Here is a 17246-nt window from a genome sequence, read left to right as displayed (position 1 = left end):
ATTGAGAAAAGATTAAGATAGGAGGACAGGAGTGTCCTCCCTCCTTACTTTCATCAGTTCGAGCAGTTTTTCCGCGCAAGCTCTGGCGAAAGCGGGATCGTTGATCTCCAGATCCTTTTCGATGACCTCGGCGTTGACGTTGGATTTGATGCCATCAAACAGGGCGGCGTCCGCGGCGGGATCATGGAAAGGCTGGCCCTCCGCGCTGATGACGCTGATGGCCTTGCGCGGGATCAGCACGGCGGATGGCGCGGTGAAAGCGTTCACCTTTCCTGCGATGATCCGCCCCAGCTCCGAGCACTCCGCCGGGGTGGTGCGCATGAGGGTCACCTGAGGATTGTGGATGTAAAAGGTGCGGTCGGCGAATTTCTCCGGGACGGATGCCTTTTCACCGAAGTTCACCATGTCGAGGCAGCCCGGAGCCACCACGCACGGCACGCCCGCCTTCGCGGTGGCATCCATGCGCTCCGGTCCGGCGTTCAGCACGCCGCCGACGAGTTCGTCCGCCCACTCCGTGGTGGTGAGGTCCAGCACACCCGCGACCATGCCGCTCTCGATGAGGGCCTCCATGGATCGCCCGCCGGCACCGGTGGCGGCGAACACCAGCACCTCGTAGCCGGCTTCCTCGATGATGCGCTTCGCCTCCGTCACACAGGCGGTCGTGTTGCCGAACATGCTGGCGACCACCAAGGGCTTCGCGTCGCCCTCGTCCACGGCGGCTTCCACCATTCCGCAGATGGCCCCCGCAGCGCGGGAAAAGATCACGCGGGAAAGACGATTCAGGCCCGCCACATCCGCGATGCTGGGCATCATGACGATGTCCTTCGTCCCCAGGTAGGGCGCGACATTTCCGGCAGCCAGGGTGGAGACCATCAGCTTCGGAAAGCCGATGGGCAGAGCCCGCATCGCCGCCGTGGAGATCGCGGTGCCTCCTCCGCCCCCCAGCGAAATGACACCTTCAATGCGTTTCTCCACGGCGAGCTTTGCGAGCAAAATTCCCGCGGCCCCGGCCATCGCCGAGACACACTCGCCGCGGTCCTTGCGGGCCATCAGCCCGTCCAGGTCCAGTCCGGCGGCGGCGGCCACTTCGGTCCTCGTCACATCGGGCCGGACGGAGGGATCCGCCCCCGTGCCGACATCGATGAGGAGCGGTGAGTGCCCGTGTGCACGGATCAGATCCGCCACGTAGGCGTGCTCCTCCCCCTTTGAATCCAGCGTTCCGAGAACCGCGATGATAGCCATGTTGACGACAGATTACTTCTTGCGCTCCAGCGGGATCTTCTTGAACTCGCGGGTCAGGTTGGTGAGCGACTCCTCCACGCCCATCCGCTCGAGGCTGGATGCACCGACGAAGCCGACGCAATCCGTCGCCTGGATCACGCGGTCCGCGTCTTCCGGGGTGTTGATCGGGCCGCCGTGGCAGAGGTAGAAAATGTCGTCGCGGACGGACTTCGCGGCATCGATGATGGCCTGCGTGCGGCGGATGGTGTCATCCCAGCCCACCACGGCGTTCGTCACGCCGATGGAACCACCGACGGTGGTGCCGACGTGGGCGATGATGGCGTCCGCTCCGGCTTTCGCCATTTCCGCGGCTTCCTCCGGGGAACCGACGTAGACGATGGAGAAGAGGTCCATCTTCCGGCCCAGGGCGACCATTTCATACTCCTTCTGCACGCTCATGCCGGTCTCTTCCAGCACTCCGCGGAAGTGACCGTCAACGATGGTGTGGGTCGGGAAATTGTTCACGCCGGAGAAGCCCATGTCCTTCACCTTGCCCAGCCAGTGCCACATGCGGCGGCGCGGGTCGGTGGCGTGGACGCCGCAGATTACGGGCACCTCGTTGACGACAGGGAGCACCTCGTACTCACCGATCTCCATGGCGATGGCATTCGCGTCGCCGTAGGCCATCATGCCCGCGGTGGAGCCGTGGCCCATCATGCGGAAGCGGCCGGAGTTGTAGATGATGATGAGGTCAGCGCCGCCTTTTTCGATGAATTTGGCGCTGATGCCCGTTCCAGCGCCGGCGGCGATGATCGCCTGGCCTTTCGAGAGCGTGTCGTTGAGGCGCTCGATGACTTCCGAGCGGGTGTAGGGGTTTCCGGTTCCGGTCCAAGGATTTGGCATGACAGCTATCCTTACGCATCAGAATCGGGGACGCCTAGCACGATTCCCGCACCTGAGGATATTCGATATCCACATTGAAATTTTCCGCCGTTTCCACGTATTCTTCCGCGAATGTCCGCCGAACCCCTGACCGACCGCCACATTTCCGGAGCGGAAACGCGTCAGACCATCGTGCTGGCGAACGCGGACGACCCCCGGAAATGGCTCCGCGACGGGCCGGTGTGCGCCCTGCTGAAGCAGCACCACATCGGCCATACCGGCATCATGCGGGCGGCACCGCCATATGAGGTGGTCCGCACGCAGCAGTCCGGCACGTTCATGCTGGCCTGCTTTGAGGGGGAAGGCGTGGTGCTGGTGGACGGCGCCTGGAAGCGGATCAGGAAGGGCCAGGCCTGCCTGCTGCCGCCCTTTGTGATGAACGCGCTCAAATGCGTGCCCGGAAAGGCGTGGAAATTCGCCTGGGTGCGGTATGACGAATCCCGGGAGTCCACCCCCATCGTCTCCGCGCTCTCCCCGGTCGCGGGAAATTTCGATCCCCTGCCCCTGAAGTTCGCCATCGAGGGCCTGCACGCAGAGGCGTCCGGAGCGGGCACTTCCGCCGCCCTCCACCACTGGACGGAACTCATCCACCACTACGTCCTCCGTTTCGCCCAGCCGAAGCACCCGGACGACCGGCTGTGGCGGCTGTGGCAACAGGTGGAGGCGGACCTTTCAAGGCCATGGACCCTCACCGACCTCGCGGGTATCGCCCATGTCAGCGAGGAACACCTGCGGAGGCTGTGCCGAAAGGAGCTGGGCCGCTCCCCCATGCAGCACGTCACCTTCCTCCGCCTCCAGAAAGCCCGCCACCTGCTGGCAACCACCCAGGAAAAGGTGGAATCCGTCGCCACCGAGGTGGGCTTCAAGAGCACCTTCAGCTTCTCGAATACGTTCAAGAGCTGGATCGGGGTGCGGCCTTCGGATTTCCGGAGGACGAATTGACTGTTCCGGCCCACGATCAGATGCGGATGAAATGGGAAGTGATGAACCCAAAACTGATATCAACCGGCCAGGAAATATGGTTGAAGATGGGTCGAGATCTTCTTTATAAGGATCGGAATGAAAGAAGATCATGCCGTGATGGTGGCGCAACCCGTCAATTTTTTGATCATGCTGGTGCTATTCGCGCTCGCGGCCCATGCGATCCTCAAGAGGGGAAAGGGTTGGGAGGTTCCCGTGTGGCTTCTCCTGTCATTTTTTATCCCCTTTGTTTTCCCTGTCATCGCGTTGATCCATTTCCGCAAATCGAAGTTTGATGGTCCGCGCACGGTAAAATGATATTCCGGCTGAATTGGTTGTCAGGTGATGTCTCCTCCGCTTCGAATTTCAATCACGCTCCAAGGCTCGGAAGAGAGATTCCCGCCATCTGAAATTTTTCCGACCGATGAGTTCCAGCCCGATAACAGTTGATTCAACGCACGCTCCGCTTGGAAAGGGCGGCGAAGAGCCTAACCACGTTCGCACCCTCACCGGCAGCTATTACAGGATCCTTGGCTGGATTGACCTGGCATGCTCCGCCATCGCTCTCGGGATCTACTTCTGGACAGGATACATTGCCATCACCTTCTTTTTCGTCATCTGCTTCTGGTTGGGATCATGCCTGAAGCGAGGAATTCCCGCGGCCCGAAAATGGGCCATAACCATCCCCATCATTGCCGGAACCATGTTTGCCATCGCACTCATCTTTCCAGGATTGAAGCTGAGGCTCGCGCCATGGGGAATTGATCATACCCATCCGGCGTTCCTTCCACTCGCAGTCGTCGATTTCGTGGTTCTGGCGATCCCGGGATTGCTTCTTTTGGGCCATCGCGGCCGTCTGGCGTTCACGGAAAAGAAAGATAACGATCTATTTCAACATCCTTCGAAGGATAAATCAATTCTTCGCCCATCATGACTCCGGATGCAATGAAGGCGTTGCGCGACGGCCATGAGCGATTCTTCGCTGAGCCTCCGGACTATGAAATCGCCCGCAGCTTATTTATTCAGGTTACCCAAATGTGCCCGAAATGGACCGAAGGTTACCACTGGTTGGCGGCTTCCGCCGAAGCTCTTGGGCAAATTGGCGAGGCTGAGGCGGCCTACAAATCGGCAGCCGAATACGATCCGGAAGACCCTCGACCTGTGATCGCACTCGGACGCCTGCTGCTCGAAGCAGGGAGATTCGACGAGGCTGTCTGCGAGCTGGAGCGTGGGGTGAAACTCAAGCACCATTACGGCGAGGCTGATGCCCGGCTTTTTCTTGCAGAAGCATATGAGGCCACGGGGGCCTTACCCAATGCGCGGACGGAATGGCATAGGATCACACAGATGGAGGCATTCTATCCATCGTATGACGAGCCGATGAAGGAAGCCAAAAGAAAGCTCATCGAAACCAACCCATAATCGAAGAAGCAGACTTCCCTCCCGGCCTGTAAAGATCACCATCGCCAAACCGACGGAAATCGGATAATCTGGAAGCTAACCCCTTTCGCCGATGACGATCACCGACAGCTCGACGCTTTCCGCCCTGATCAAGGCTTACCGGGAAGCGGTGATTTTCCAGGAAGCCGTCCCCACCGCCTTCAAGGTGGCGAAGATGTTTTCCCGGATGCGTTGGTCGAATGGCGGGTTGGTTCTGTTAGGGGTATCCCAGAAAGGCGACGTCCTCGGTGTCGATCCGTCGGATCTCGGGGAGATCTATGAGCGGTTCGGAGTGCTCTGCACGGAGCTGACCGACACCCGGGTGGAGATGGGGACGCTGGCCATGGGCGGAAAACTGGTGGTTTTCCTCGTCTTCAACGACATTCCCCGCCACACGAACCCGCTGATCGGCTACTCGCGGGGGATTTCCCGCGTGATGCACTTCTGAGCCGTTGGCCGGGGCATCCGGGAGGCATGAAAATTCCTCCACAAAATGTCCGCCGGGCATCGCTGTCCGAATGTCAGGGTCCCGCGCTTTGCCTGTTGCACTGAAGCAATGGCGTGCCAGACTCACGACCGTAAATCGATGACTACAGAACTCTTGCAGGAGAAAATCGCGGAATCCAGCGGATGGATCCAGGCCGTGAAGAACGAAATGGCGCAGATCCTGGTGGGCCAGGAACGGCTGGTGGACCGCCTCCTCATCGGGCTGCTCTGCAACGGCCACATCCTGCTGGAAGGCGTTCCCGGTCTGGCGAAAACGCTGGCTGTGAAGGCGCTTTCCGGCTCGCTACACGCCAGTTTCGCCCGGTTCCAGTTCACGCCCGATCTCCTGCCCGCCGACCTTGTCGGCACGATGGTCTATCACCCGCACGATGCGAAATTCGAGCCGAAGCTGGGACCGATCTTCAACAACCTGATCCTGGCGGACGAAATCAACCGTGCCCCGGCGAAGGTCCAGTCCGCCCTGCTGGAAGCCATGCAGGAGCGCCAGGTGACCCTGGGTGAGCGGTCGTACCTGCTGCCGGAGCCTTTCCTCGTGCTGGCCACCCAGAATCCCATCGACCAGGAGGGCACCTACCAGCTTCCGGAGGCCCAGCTCGACCGTTTCCTGCTGAAGGTGACCGTGGGCTACCCGACCAAGGACGAGGAACTGACGATCCTCAACCGGATGGCGACCTCCGCACCATCCTACAAGACAAAGACCGTCGCCACGCCGGAGCAGGTCGCCCACTCCCGCGCGCTGGTCAACGAGATCTACATCGATGCCGCGGTCCAGACCTACATCGTGGAGATCATCAACGCGACCCGCTTCCCGGCGACGGTGGATGCTCCTTTGAAGAACCTCATCCGCGCCGGTGCCTCCCCGCGGGGCACCATCAACCTCGCGCTGACCGCCCGGGCCCGTGCGTTCATGCAGGGCCGTGCGTTCGTCACCCCGCAGGACGTGAAGGACATGGCGCTGGACGTCCTCCGCCACCGGATCCTCCTCACCTATGAGGCGGAGGCCGAGGAAATGACCACCGACACCATCATCAACCGCCTGCTGGCGAAGGTCGCGGTGCCCTGAGAAAGCACCAAATCCCAAATCATAAATTCAAAACATCAGACCTTCATCACGCCGATCTTTGTTTTGAATTTCGTGCTTAGGATTTAAGATTTCCCACCCATGCTGACCGACGAACAGATCGAGGAAATGATGGCGCGCGTGCGCAAGCTGGAGCTGAAGGCCCGGCGGTTGGTACGCGAGTCATTTTCCGGTGAGTATCTGTCCTCCTTCAAGGGCCAGGGCCTGGATTTCGATGATTTCCGGGAGTACCAGCATGGCGATGAGGTGCGCTTCATCGACTGGAACGTGACCGCCCGGATGAACCAGCCGTTCGTCCGGAAATTCCGCGAGGAGCGGGAGCTTTCCGTGGTGATCGCGGTGGATGTCTCCGGCTCGTCGGACTATGGCAGCCAGAACCTGAGCAAGCGCGAGGTGGCCGCCGAGGCCGCCGCGGTGCTGGGGTTCAGCGCGCTGGGGAACGGCGACAAGGTGGGGCTGCTGGTCTTCGCGGACGAGCCGCTGCTTTTCATCCCGCCAGCCAAAGGCTCCCGCCATCTGCTGCGGATGATCCGGGAGATCCTCACGACGAAGCCGCCGGTCCAGGGGACCTCCATCTCCGCCGCCTGTGACTTCCTCGTCCGTACGCTGCGCCGACGCTCTGTCGTGTTCATGATTTCCGACTTCTACTCCGATCCGCTCGACAAGCCGCTGGGCAAGCTGGCCCACAAGCACGAGGCCATCGCCCTGCGTCTGTCAGATCCCCTGGAGGCGAAGCTGCCGAAGGTCGGGAAAGTCATCATGCGGGACCCTGAAACGGGCTTCGAGACGCTGGTGAACACGTCCAACCCGAACCTCCGCAAGAGCTACGAGCGGCTGATGCTCCGCCAGCATGAGGGCGTGTCCTCCGTGTTGAAGAAGCACGGCATCGACTCCGCCGAACTCGGCACCGACCAGGATGCCCTGAAGACCCTCCACCAACTTTTCAAACGCCGGAGCCGCAAGCGCGTCCGTTGATGCCGATGGAAGAACAAGCTCCCAATCTCCAGCTTCAGGAACCGGTGTTGCCCGAGTCGCTCGTCCCGGCGATGGACTACACCTGGCTGTGGATCGCCGTCGCGGTGTTCGTCGTGGTGACACTGCTCATCATCCTGATCGGAAAGCGGAAGCGGACCAGCAAAGTCGATCCCCTCGCCCTGCGCCGTGCGGCGTACAACACGGCGGTGAAGTCCTTTGACGGCACCACCGCGGACGACGCGCGGGATGCGGCGGTGAAGTCCTCCCTGATCCTGCGGCGTTTCCTGGCGGATGCGGTGGGCGATCCCGCGCTTTTCGAGACGCACGAGGAATTCATCACCCGCCGCGATTCGCTGGAAAAACTCACCCCGCCCGCCCGGGAGTCCGCCACCGCCGCCTTCGCCAAACTTGCGCGAGTGAAATACGCGCCCGAAGTTCCCTCCGATGATCCCGCCGTGATCCTTGCGGAAGGCCGGCTGCTTCTCGACACCCTCAACGGAGGGTTCCTGCCATGAGTTCATTCCTCACCCATTTCCGTTTCGCCCAGCCGGGATGGCTCCTCCTGCTCATCCCGGCGGTGCTGCTCATCATCCTGCGGCGGGGCCGCGGCTCGGAAGCGGTGGTGACTTTCCCGAACCTCGGGGTGCTGGTGAGCCTTGGCAAACAGACCCGCCATCTGGCGTGGAACGTCGGGTTTCCGCTCGCCCTCATTTCGCTGTTCTTCGCCATCTTCGCCATGGCCCGCCCGGTATGGCGCAACGAATACCAGAACCGGACCGCCAGCGGCATCGACATCATGATCGCCTTCGACGTGTCCCTCTCGATGGACATCGACGACTTCGTGGACCGTGGCAGCCGGGTGAAACGGATCGATGTGGCGAAGGAAGTGGTGGATAATTTCATCAGCCGCCGGACGGATGACCGGGTGGGGTTGGTCGCCTTCGCCGGACGCCCGGTTTCGGTGAGTCCCATCACCCTCGACCACCAATGGCTGAGGCAGGGGCTGAACCGTCTGGAGCTGAATACGGACCGGGTGAACGGAACCGTGAAGGACCAGGGCACCGCCATTGGCTCCGCGCTCGCGGCCTCCGCGACCCGCCTCGACAACCGGGAGGCCAAGAGCAAGATCATCGTCCTCATCACGGACGGGGCCAGCAACTCCGGAAAAATCTCCCCCGTCGAGGCGGCGGAGCATTCGAAAACCCTGGGCATCAAGATTTACACCGTGGCCATCGGCACGAAGGAAGGCCGGGTTTCCGGCAACATCCAGCGGTTCCCGCGCCAAGAGTTCGATCTCCCGACCTTGAAAAAAATCGCGGACCTCACCGGCGGCGAGCACTACTGGGCGGAGAACACCGCCGCGCTCCGGAACACCTTCCAGACCATCGACAGCCTCGAAAAGACCGAGACCAAAACCGTGACGGTGATCGAAGACGATGAACTTTTCGCCTGGTTCGCGGGCATTTCCCTGTTGGCCGCCCTGGCCGCCGCCGGAGTGGCGGTGCTGAACCCATCCCCGACATCCTGACATGACGCTCGCCCATCCAGGTTGGTTCTTCCTGCTGTTGCTGCTGCCCATCATGGCCGTGGTTGCGGTGGCCATCGCTCTCCGCGGCAGGAGCCGCTGGGACCGGTTCGCCGCGCCCAGGCTCCGCGGCGCCCTCATCCGCCGGAGCGGCATGTTCCCCCGCTGGCTTTCGCTGTTCTTCCTGCTGGCCGGTTGCGCCGCGCTGATCGGGACACTCGCCCGGCCCCAGGGAGACGTCGGCACCAAGATCGAGAAAACGAGGGGCCGCAACATCCTCATCGCGCTCGACCTTTCACGCAGCATGCGGGTGGATGATGTCAGCCCGGACCGTCTGGGGCAGGCGAAGATCGTCATTTACGAATTGCTCGAGAAGCTGCCGAACGACCGCATCGGGCTCATCGGTTTCGCCGGCACGGCGCATGAATACGCGCCTCTCACCGTCGATCACAAGGCGGTCGCGGAGACCGTCGGCCAGATCGATGAAACATGGGCGCCCGTCGGAGGCTCCGACCTCACCGCCGCGCTCAAGCTTTCCATCCAGATCCTCAAAAAAACCGGCCAGAAGAACAACGCGCTGGTGATCCTGAGTGATGGCGAGGAGAATGAGAATGAGGCGCAACTCAATGCCATGATCCAGGAGGCGGAAAGCTCGGGAGTCTATATCCACACCATCGGTGTCGGAACGCCACAGGGCGGCTACGTGCCGAATCCCGACTCCCGGATGGGCCAGGTGGAGGAGAACGGCCGCCCGGTGGTCAGCAAGCTCCAACCGGACGTGATGAGGAAACTGGCTGAGGAAACGGGCGGAAAATTCGTCATCGCCAACGGCGGCACGAACATCCCCGCGATGGTGGAGGCCGCCACCCGCGACCTCGACTCCTTTGAGATGAAAGGCCGGGAACGCCGGATCCTGGTCGAGTTCTTCCAATGGCTGCTCCTGCCCGCCATCCTGTTCCTGATGATCTCCATCATCTCCGGCACCCGCTGGCGTGGGCTGAGGACCGCATTGGTCCTGATGGGCGCGTTTTTCATCGTGCAGCCGGAGGCCCGGGCGAGTGAAGCGACGGAGGCGAAGAAAGCACTGGAGGAAAGGGAGTATCAAAAGGCAAAGGACGGCTACCACCGTCTGGCGGATGATTCGAAGCTGGAAGGGACGAAGGCCCGCTACCGGATCGGCGAAGGGGTGGCCGCCTACCGCAACGGCGACTACCGCGAGGCCCGGAGTGCCTTCAGCGGGGCCATGATGACGGACGATCCGAAGGTCGCATCAAGCGCGCACTTCGGCATGGCCAACACGCTTTTCCAACTGGGCTGGCAGGGTCTGGCGGATGAGTCCTACCCGGCGGAGCCGGAGGATGTGCCTGATCTCGACCGCTTTGAAACGCTGGTCAAGGAACGTCTTGCGAAGATGAAGCAATCCGACGAGGAGAGCGCCGGGCGCTCCGAGGACTTCATCCGCATGAACTCCCTGATGATGAACTGGACAGACGCAGTGCGGCACTATGACTCCGCCACCCGGCTGGATGCCACGAACAAAGGCGCGGTGCAGAACCGCGACACGACCATGATCTACCTCCGCAAGCTCCAGGAGCTGCTGGACGAGGAAAAGAAAGATGCCGACAAATCCATGCCCCAGCAGGGCCAGGGTCAAGGCCAGCGGCAGCCCGGACAAGGAGAAGGCGGCGAGGGTGAGGAAGGCCAGGGCGGCAAGGGCGACCAGGACAGACCTGGAGGCGAGGGTGATGAGAAGGACGACCGCAACGGTGACGGTGGCGACGAGAAAAAGGAGGAATCCAAGAGCAAGGGTGCCGGAGATCCCAACGAGTCCCCCGAAGACAAGGCCCGCCGCCTTCTTTCCGAGAATGCGGATCTGGAGAAGGGACCATTGTCGCAGGGGCGCGTCGATCAACGTCCGCCGAAGAAGGATTGGTGATATGAGAAAGACACAAAAATTTTCCGGACTGTTCCGGGTGCTGGCATGGATCGGACTGCTCTGCGCGTCCGTCGCGTCCGCACAGACCTCCGCCAACCTGTCGAGCCGGTTCCTGGCACGCGGGGAGTATGCCCGGCTGGAAATCACCTCCGTTGGCCGCGAACCGGACTTTTCCCCCACCCCTCCCGCCGCCCCGAACGTGAGGGTGGAAAGCGGGCGCATGGGCATGGTGAGCCGCACCACCAACAACCAGGATCTCGAGTTTTCCTACGAATTCGTCGTTTCCAGTGACGTCGTGGGCCGCCATGTGATCCCGCCGGTGACGCTCGTCATCGCCGGGAACCGGGTGCAGTCCCCGCCGGTTGAGTTCTGGGTGTTCGATCCGGAGAAGCTGCAGCTTTCCGAGGTGGATGCCGGTGAAGGCCGGAAGATCCGCTACTATGCCGGCTTCCATACCGCGAAACCTTCCGCCTACGAAGGGGAGACGATGCCCGCGGAAATCAAGATCTACGTTCCCGTCATGTTCGCCCGCGAGGTGCTCGACTGGGGCGTGCCGGAGTTCGAGCGGGACGGGGTGACATCATGGCGTTTCGAACCGAACGACCGCCGTGACATCCTGCAGGCATACATCGGCGGACAACCCTACGCGGCGCTGGCCTATCCCAGCAATCTGGCGCCATCACGGGCTGGGAAGGTGGGCATCGGTCCCGCCACGCTGCGCCTCACCTCCAGGGTCATCATCAATGAGGGCTTCCTCCGGCAGGGCCAGCAGGAGACTTTCCTCCAGATCCCCAAGCTGGAGTTCGACTCCATCCCGCTGCCTCCGGGCGCACCGGAGGGATTTGAAAATGCCATCGGCCAGTTCACCATCGCGTCCGGCACGGTGAAGACCGAACTGACCGAAGGCGAGTCCCTCGCCATCAACCTGCAGGTCCGGGGCCGGGGCAATCTCGATGCACTCAAGGCTCCGAAGCTGGCCGACACCAAAGGCTGGAAAATCTATGACCCGATTTCGATCCCCCGCGGTGACGAACGCCGCATGATCTCCGGCACCGCCACCTTCCACCAGGGTCTCCTGCCAATGGAGATGAAGTCGATGATCCCTCCCTTCCAGCTCGTCTATTTCGATCCGGAGGACGCCATCTACAAGACCACCTCCAGCGAACCGATCCCCATCATCATGCTGCCATCCACCAAGGCCCCCGGAGCCGCAACCGGGCCGCCGCCCGCGCTGGCGATGCCCATCGAGCGCATGAACGACATCCTTGCCCTTGTGACGCCCAGGCAGCTCACCATTCCAGCAACCCCTGTCCTGCCGTCCTGGACCGCCCATGCCATCGGCGGGCTGGCCGCCCTGCTGCTGATCCTGAAAGCGGCGTGGATGAGGATCGCCCCGAAACTCCACAAGGATCCCGTCCAGGAACGCCGGGAACGGGAGCTTTCCAACCTTTCGAAGATCCCCGCGAAAGATGACATCGCGCTGCTGAAGGCGGCGGGTGCCTACATCGAACATTGGCACGGCCAGGACACGGATCCGGCGCTGCTGGAGATCCTGGCGGAGCGCGACCGTGTCTGCTTCCGCGCGGACAGGCCCGCCGGAGACATCGCCCCCAAAGGCCGCCGGGACGAGATCCTGCGGACGCTGCGCAAGGCATCTGCAACCCTCGCCCTGCTCCTATTGGCGGTTTGCTTTACCGGCCAGATCCGCGCCCAAGACATCGCCGCGGATGCGGCCAAGGCCTTTGAGGACTCGAAGTATGAGGACGCCATCAAGCTGTGGCAGAGTGCGGGCGACTACCGGCAGCTTTCCCCGGACACGCTTTATAACATCGGGAACGCCAGCTACCGCATGGGTTCGCCCGGTCACGCCGCGCTCTACTACCGCCGCGCCCTGCTGAAAGATCCCTCCCACGCGGAAGCCCGGCAGAACCTCCGCTTCATCGAGAGGAAGCATGGTTCCATCTCCGTGCAGTACTCGAACTACCAGTATGCCCTGGCGAAGCTTCCGATCAATGGATGGAAGAACATCCTGTGGGGCGGTGCCTGGCTGACAGTGGCCTCCTTCCTCATCTTCCCGGCAACCCGGCCGACGGCCCGTGTGCGGGTGGCAGCCGCGATCTGCCTCGTGATCGGCCCGCTTGTCGCATCCCTGGGCGCGTTGGGATGGCGCTACTATCCGAATGATTCCATCTTCGCTCCGGTGGAGCGGCAGGCCGTGTTCGTCGTGCCGAAGGCGGTCCTCTACGCGGATGCGGCACGCACCGCACCGGAGATCATCGACGCGCCGGAAGGCTCACTCTGTGAAATCATCCGCATTTCCGGAAAATGGGCCTACGTTTCCTTCGCCACCAAGACCCGCGGCTGGGTGCCGGTTTCCTCCATTGAGAAGATCATTCCCGACAAGGCCCCCGGTGTGCCGAAGATCAACCGCAGCGGCTCCGACGACAGCAACGCGTGATGGTGAGGAGGGGTAGCGAACCTCGTGAGAGGTTCGGCGGAGTATGCGTCCATCATGGACCAAGCTCCGGTTCCCGAAGGACTTCCACTAGGTGACGTTTCGGCTACAGCAGTTCCATCTGCTCCTCATCTTTCGGATCCTCGAACCGGACACCCGCACCCAGCAACCTGACCGGGCGGTTGTTCCCCCGCCGCCACGCCTCGGCGGCGAGTTCCTCGAAAATGGATGGCTCCAGGACATGCCACGCGCGCTCCGCCGTGGTCTGTTCGAAGTCGGCGAACTTCAATTTCACCACCAGTGAGCGGATGGTCCGGTCCGTGTATTTCTCCGCCAGATCCCCGGCCAGTCCCTCCACCAGCCCCCGGAGATGAGGGATGAGCGCGGGCAGCGTTTCGATGTTCTCGGAAAAGGTGTTCTCGCTGCTGACGGACTTGCGGATCCGCTCCGTTTCCACCGGCCGATCATCGATCCCGCGGGCCAGATCCCACAGCTCCAGCCCCCACTTCCCGAACCGTTTCGCCAGCTCGATCTTGTCGATCTTCTGGAGGTCGGCGCAGGTCACCACGCCCAGCGACGCCAGCTTTCCCGCCATTTTCTTTCCCACGCCCCACAGCTTGCCCACGGGAAGGGCGGCCATGAACGCGTCGAACTCCTCCGGCCTGACCTCATGCTGTCCGTCCGGCTTGTTCCACTCGGAAGCGATCTTTGCGACCAGCTTGTTGCGGGCGATGCCGGCGGAGGCGGTGAGTCCCCTTTCCTCCCGGATCTGGGCGCGGATCTCCCGGGCGACCGCCGCGCCGCTGGTTTCCAGATGGGAAACATCAAGATAGGCTTCATCGAGCGACAGCGGCTCGATGACGTCGGTGAATCTCCCGAAAATCGCGCGGATGCGGCTGCTTTCCGCCCGGTAAAGGTCGAACCGGACGGGCACCAACGTCAGGTGCGGACATAGTTCCAGAGCCTTGAAGACGGGCATCGCCGAGCGGCAGCCATACTTCCGTGCCTCGTAGTTCGCGGTGGTGAGGACTCCCCTGCGGATGCTTCCGCCCACCGCGAGCGGTTTGCCTTTCAACGACGGATTCTCCCGCTCCTCGATGGCGGCATAGAAGCAATCCATGTCGATATGGATGATCTTCCGGTCGCGGCTCATGTCCGTCTGTCGCCGCTCAGCCGTCCGCGGTCAACCTCTTCGGCACCGCCTTCGCCTCGCAGACCTGCTGCCAGCCCGGAAAGTTCCACTTGTTCGGGAAGCCCCGGCATTGCTCCGGCTTCACTTCGTGGATCACGCAGCGGTTGTCCTCCAGCATGATGCACTCGTGGTTCTCCTTCTCGATGAGGGAAAGTCCCTGGCGGTTGGTCCGCAGCCGGGTGTAGCGGTCGATGAATTCAGACTCCGAAAGCCCCAGATGCACGGCGATGGGGCCGATCTCGTCGTCCTCCAGCCTCACATCCCCCGGCCACTTGCAGCACGCGGTGCAGCGCTGGCAGACATACGTGACATCCGGGTCCAGCACCACGTCCCTGTTGCCGGGACTTCCGTAGGATTCCCGCACGTTCACTGGAGCTGCTGGTGGTAGTAGTTCACCCGGCCGAGGAATGCCCGCCATTTGGCTCCCGGCTTGCCATTATCGAGGAGGAAGTGGGGGCAGTTCTTGTTCGGTGGGTTCTTGCCCTTCCGCGGCCAGTGGTAGTGGGGCACCACATTTTTCAGGGGAATGCCTTTTTGTTTCATCAGGGCTGCGGTCAGTTTCGCCGTGCGCTCGATGGTGGCGGAGCGGCTGCAGCCACGGTGCTCGCACATCTCGATCCCGATGGAATACCTGTTGCCCGGCCCTGCGAAGTCCGCATGCACGCCCTGCTCGCTGGTGGGCATGTGCTGGATGGCCACCCGGTCATCCACCGTGTAGTGCCAGATCAGGTAGCCAGGCCGCTGGTTCGTCCGCAGTGCGCCGCGCTTCAGCGCGACGGAGTGACGCTCCGCATCCGCAGTATAGTTCTGGGTGCTGTGGATGGTGATGTAGCGCGCGCTCATCGGCACGGTGATGCGGCGGCCGTAGCTGCCTTTCCTCACCATGTCCTGGCGCACGTTCGCGGAGCGCATCATCCCGAAAACCGAAGTCCCCCCGGAAACCGCCGCGGATGATCTCGATGATGAGGACGACGACGAGGAGGTCGATACCGGACGCGGACTGCTCCAGGAATCCCGTCCACCGGAAGGCGGGCCGATCTGCCGGCACTGGAAGCAGAAAAACAAAAGGGCGCCCAAAGGCAGGAACCATTTCAACCGTCGCACCCGGGAGATGTAGCACATAATCATGAAAATGGGAATGTAAAAAGGGATGAACTTAACTGCTTGTGAGGGCATCCGGCGTTCCTTCACACCGTGATCCCAGCGGGCCGGATCTTGACACCCCAAGGCGTTCCAAACATGCTGGCACCGCTTAATTTCCATCATCCTTTATGTCCGATCCCACCTCCCACTTTGTCGGCCTCGATATCGGCGGCACCACCGTGAAATCCATCATCGTCGATTCCCAGGGGGAACAGGTAGGACCATACGTGGAAGTACGGAGCCAGGTGAAGGACGGCTACGAATCCACCTTCGGCCAACTGGACAAGGCTCTCGACGAACTGGCGGCGAACGCAGGCATCCCCCGCGACAAGATCCGCGGCATCGGTCTGGACGTCCCCGCACCGAGCAGCGATGGCGTGATCTGGGGCCGCGCGAACCTCGGCGAGGACTGGGTGGGCACCGACATCCGCGGCAAACTTTCCGATCGCACGGGCATCCCCGTTTTCATGACCAACGACGGCAATGCCGCCGCACTGGGAGAATACGCGCTGCGCAACAAGCACCTCGGCAGCCTGCTGCTCGTCGCACCCGGCACCGGCCTGGGTGGTGGCTTCGTCCTTCCGGGTGGCCGCAGTTTCGAAGGCATGAACGGCCTCGCGCTCGAGGTGGGCCACATCAGCGTTCCTTTCCGCGAGGATGATGGCGAACTGCCGAAATGCTCCTGCGGCCTGAAGGGCTGCGCGGAGGCATGGGTCTCGCTCGTCGCGCTGCGCCGCCGTGTGGGCATTGAACTCGCCAAACCGGAGAACGCGGGCCACCCGCTCAACGAAGGGAATCCGCCGATCGAGGAGAAGGCATTCCGCCTGCGTGACTTCGCCGCCCAAGGGGACGCGCTGGCCATTTCCATCTTCAAGCAACAGGGCTTCATCCTCGGCTATGCCATCGCGGATCTTGTCCGGACCTTCGACCCCGGCCTCGTGGTGATCGGTGGTGGTCTGGCTGAGTCCTCTTTCCGTGACGACTACATGGACTGGATCAAGGAAGGCTTCAAGGACCGTGCCTGGCCGGTCTATTGCCACAGCCCGCTGGATCCTGAGAAGGAGACGACCCGTTTCGAATGGGCCATCGGTGGCGATGGCGCGGCCGCCATCGGCATGGCCTACACGGCGCGCGAACTCTTCCAATGATCGGTTCCTCGATCAGATTGGCCCTGTCCTTCGCCTTCCTCGCAAGCGGTCTGTCCGCCGCGGAGCCGTTGAAGATCCTTTGCATGGGTGACTCCATCACCCAGGGCGGCAACAAGCCGGAGGAATACACCTACCGGCTGCCCCTGCAACGGAAGCTGGCCGAAGCGGGCATCGCCTTCGACTTCATCGGCACGCGCACCAAAGGTCTCAATGCCTCGGCAACGTGGCCGGACACGGCGGAGGGCCGCCCGTTTGATGCGGACCATGAGGGCTACTATGGAGCGAAGACCGCCTTCGTGGTGACGAAGGTGAAGGCCGCGTTGCCACAGATCGGCACACCGGACGTGGTCCTGGTCCATCTCGGCACGAATGACCAGAAGACGACGGATCCGGCGGCGGAGATCATCGCGCCACTTGAGGATCTGGTCCGTGAACTGCGGGTGCGGAACCCGAAGGTGAAGGTGTTCGTTGGCCAGCTCGCATTCAACGGTGGCGCATCGGTGGAATTCCGCCCCCTCTTCGCAGGCATGGCGGAGCGTCTCTCCACGGCGGACTCACCGGTGGTGGCCATCGATCATTACAAAGGCTGGGTGGAGAATCCGGCCCTCCCGGGCACGGACACCTTCGACTGGGCGCATCCGAACCCCCAAGGCCAGGAAAAGATGGCCTCGAAGTGGTTCGCCGGGATGACCGCTGCGGGAGTGAAGTGAGGCAGCCAGAG

General features: G+C 62.2%; 19 protein-coding genes. 14 read left to right on the top strand and 5 right to left on the bottom strand.

Going from position 1 to position 17246, the window contains the following annotated elements:
* Positions 1-12 precede the first annotated feature (12 nt).
* Both KF712_03600 and KF712_03595 read right to left on the bottom strand, forming a co-directional pair.
* A complete protein-coding gene (locus tag KF712_03600) occupies positions 13-1242 on the bottom strand; it encodes a Tm-1-like ATP-binding domain-containing protein (protein ID MBX3740052.1) in 1230 nt (409 codons plus the stop codon).
* 12 nt (positions 1243-1254) lie between these two features.
* Entirely contained in the window at positions 1255-2124 is an 870-nt protein-coding gene (locus KF712_03595) for a phosphoenolpyruvate hydrolase family protein (protein ID MBX3740051.1), read from the bottom strand.
* Positions 2125-2235: 111 nt separating this feature from the next.
* On the opposite strand from KF712_03595, the gene KF712_03590 reads away from it, so the two are divergent.
* From KF712_03590 to KF712_03540, 11 genes are all read left to right on the top strand, one after another.
* Positions 2236-3105: a helix-turn-helix transcriptional regulator gene (locus KF712_03590; protein MBX3740050.1), complete on the top strand. Its 870-nt coding sequence runs from the start codon at positions 2236-2238 to the stop codon at positions 3103-3105.
* Positions 3106-3222: 117 nt separating this feature from the next.
* Positions 3223-3441 (top strand): hypothetical protein, encoded by a 219-nt coding sequence (locus tag KF712_03585; protein MBX3740049.1) that lies wholly within the window; start codon positions 3223-3225, stop codon positions 3439-3441.
* 106 nt (positions 3442-3547) lie between these two features.
* On the top strand, positions 3548-4057 hold the full coding sequence (locus KF712_03580) for a hypothetical protein (GenBank protein ID MBX3740048.1): 510 nt from the start codon (positions 3548-3550) through the stop codon (positions 4055-4057).
* Positions 4054-4545 carry a tetratricopeptide repeat protein gene (locus KF712_03575; protein MBX3740047.1) on the top strand — a complete coding sequence of 164 codons (492 nt, stop codon included), beginning with the start codon at positions 4054-4056 and terminating at the stop codon, positions 4543-4545. Before KF712_03580 ends, KF712_03575 begins: the two co-directional genes overlap by 4 nt.
* Positions 4546-4636: 91 nt before the next feature.
* Positions 4637-5011 (top strand): hypothetical protein, encoded by a 375-nt coding sequence (locus tag KF712_03570; protein ID MBX3740046.1) that lies wholly within the window; start codon positions 4637-4639, stop codon positions 5009-5011.
* A 138-nt stretch (positions 5012-5149) separates the two neighbouring features.
* A complete protein-coding gene (locus KF712_03565; protein ID MBX3740045.1) occupies positions 5150-6133 on the top strand; it encodes a MoxR family ATPase in 984 nt (327 codons plus the stop codon).
* 99 nt (positions 6134-6232) lie between these two features.
* Positions 6233-7126: a DUF58 domain-containing protein gene (locus tag KF712_03560; protein ID MBX3740044.1), complete on the top strand. Its 894-nt coding sequence runs from the start codon at positions 6233-6235 to the stop codon at positions 7124-7126.
* A gap of 5 nt (positions 7127-7131) precedes the next feature.
* A complete protein-coding gene (locus KF712_03555; protein ID MBX3740043.1) occupies positions 7132-7641 on the top strand; it encodes a hypothetical protein in 510 nt (169 codons plus the stop codon).
* The gene (locus KF712_03550; protein MBX3740042.1) at positions 7638-8654 is read left to right on the top strand and encodes a VWA domain-containing protein; all 1017 of its coding nucleotides are present in this window, start codon (positions 7638-7640) and stop codon (positions 8652-8654) included. Before KF712_03555 ends, KF712_03550 begins: the two co-directional genes overlap by 4 nt.
* Position 8655: 1 nt before the next feature.
* The gene (locus tag KF712_03545) at positions 8656-10587 is read left to right on the top strand and encodes a VWA domain-containing protein (GenBank protein MBX3740041.1); all 1932 of its coding nucleotides are present in this window, start codon (positions 8656-8658) and stop codon (positions 10585-10587) included.
* Position 10588: 1 nt separating this feature from the next.
* Entirely contained in the window at positions 10589-13045 is a 2457-nt protein-coding gene (locus KF712_03540) for a BatD family protein (GenBank protein ID MBX3740040.1), read from the top strand.
* A gap of 103 nt (positions 13046-13148) precedes the next feature.
* On the opposite strand, the gene dinB is transcribed toward KF712_03540, so the two are convergent.
* Genes dinB through KF712_03525 form a run of 3 tightly spaced genes read right to left on the bottom strand, consistent with a single transcriptional unit; the run spans position 13149 to position 15149 of the window.
* Entirely contained in the window at positions 13149-14195 is a 1047-nt protein-coding gene (dinB, locus tag KF712_03535) for a DNA polymerase IV (GenBank protein ID MBX3740039.1), read from the bottom strand.
* A gap of 16 nt (positions 14196-14211) precedes the next feature.
* Positions 14212-14652, bottom strand: a complete 441-nt coding sequence (locus KF712_03530; GenBank protein MBX3740038.1) for a YkgJ family cysteine cluster protein — start codon at positions 14650-14652, stop codon at positions 14212-14214.
* Positions 14601-15149 carry an N-acetylmuramoyl-L-alanine amidase gene (locus KF712_03525; protein MBX3740037.1) on the bottom strand — a complete coding sequence of 183 codons (549 nt, stop codon included), beginning with the start codon at positions 15147-15149 and terminating at the stop codon, positions 14601-14603. The genes KF712_03530 and KF712_03525 overlap by 52 nt, the downstream gene beginning before the upstream one ends.
* Between KF712_03525 and KF712_03520 the strand changes: the two genes are divergently transcribed.
* The 3 genes from KF712_03520 to KF712_03510 all read left to right on the top strand — a co-directional run bounded on the left by KF712_03520 (position 15118) and on the right by KF712_03510 (position 17235).
* The gene (locus KF712_03520) at positions 15118-15351 is read left to right on the top strand and encodes a hypothetical protein (GenBank protein ID MBX3740036.1); all 234 of its coding nucleotides are present in this window, start codon (positions 15118-15120) and stop codon (positions 15349-15351) included. The genes KF712_03525 and KF712_03520 overlap by 32 nt on opposite strands.
* A gap of 154 nt (positions 15352-15505) precedes the next feature.
* Positions 15506-16525: an ROK family protein gene (locus tag KF712_03515; GenBank protein MBX3740035.1), complete on the top strand. Its 1020-nt coding sequence runs from the start codon at positions 15506-15508 to the stop codon at positions 16523-16525.
* A complete protein-coding gene (locus tag KF712_03510) occupies positions 16522-17235 on the top strand; it encodes a hypothetical protein (protein MBX3740034.1) in 714 nt (237 codons plus the stop codon). The genes KF712_03515 and KF712_03510 overlap by 4 nt, the downstream gene beginning before the upstream one ends.
* The last annotated feature ends 11 nt before the right edge of the window (positions 17236-17246 follow it).

The sequence above is a fragment of the Akkermansiaceae bacterium genome (assembly GCA_019634595.1).
GTDB lineage: Bacteria > Verrucomicrobiota > Verrucomicrobiia > Verrucomicrobiales > Akkermansiaceae > Luteolibacter.
This window is presented reverse-complemented; position numbering and strand designations above follow the sequence as displayed.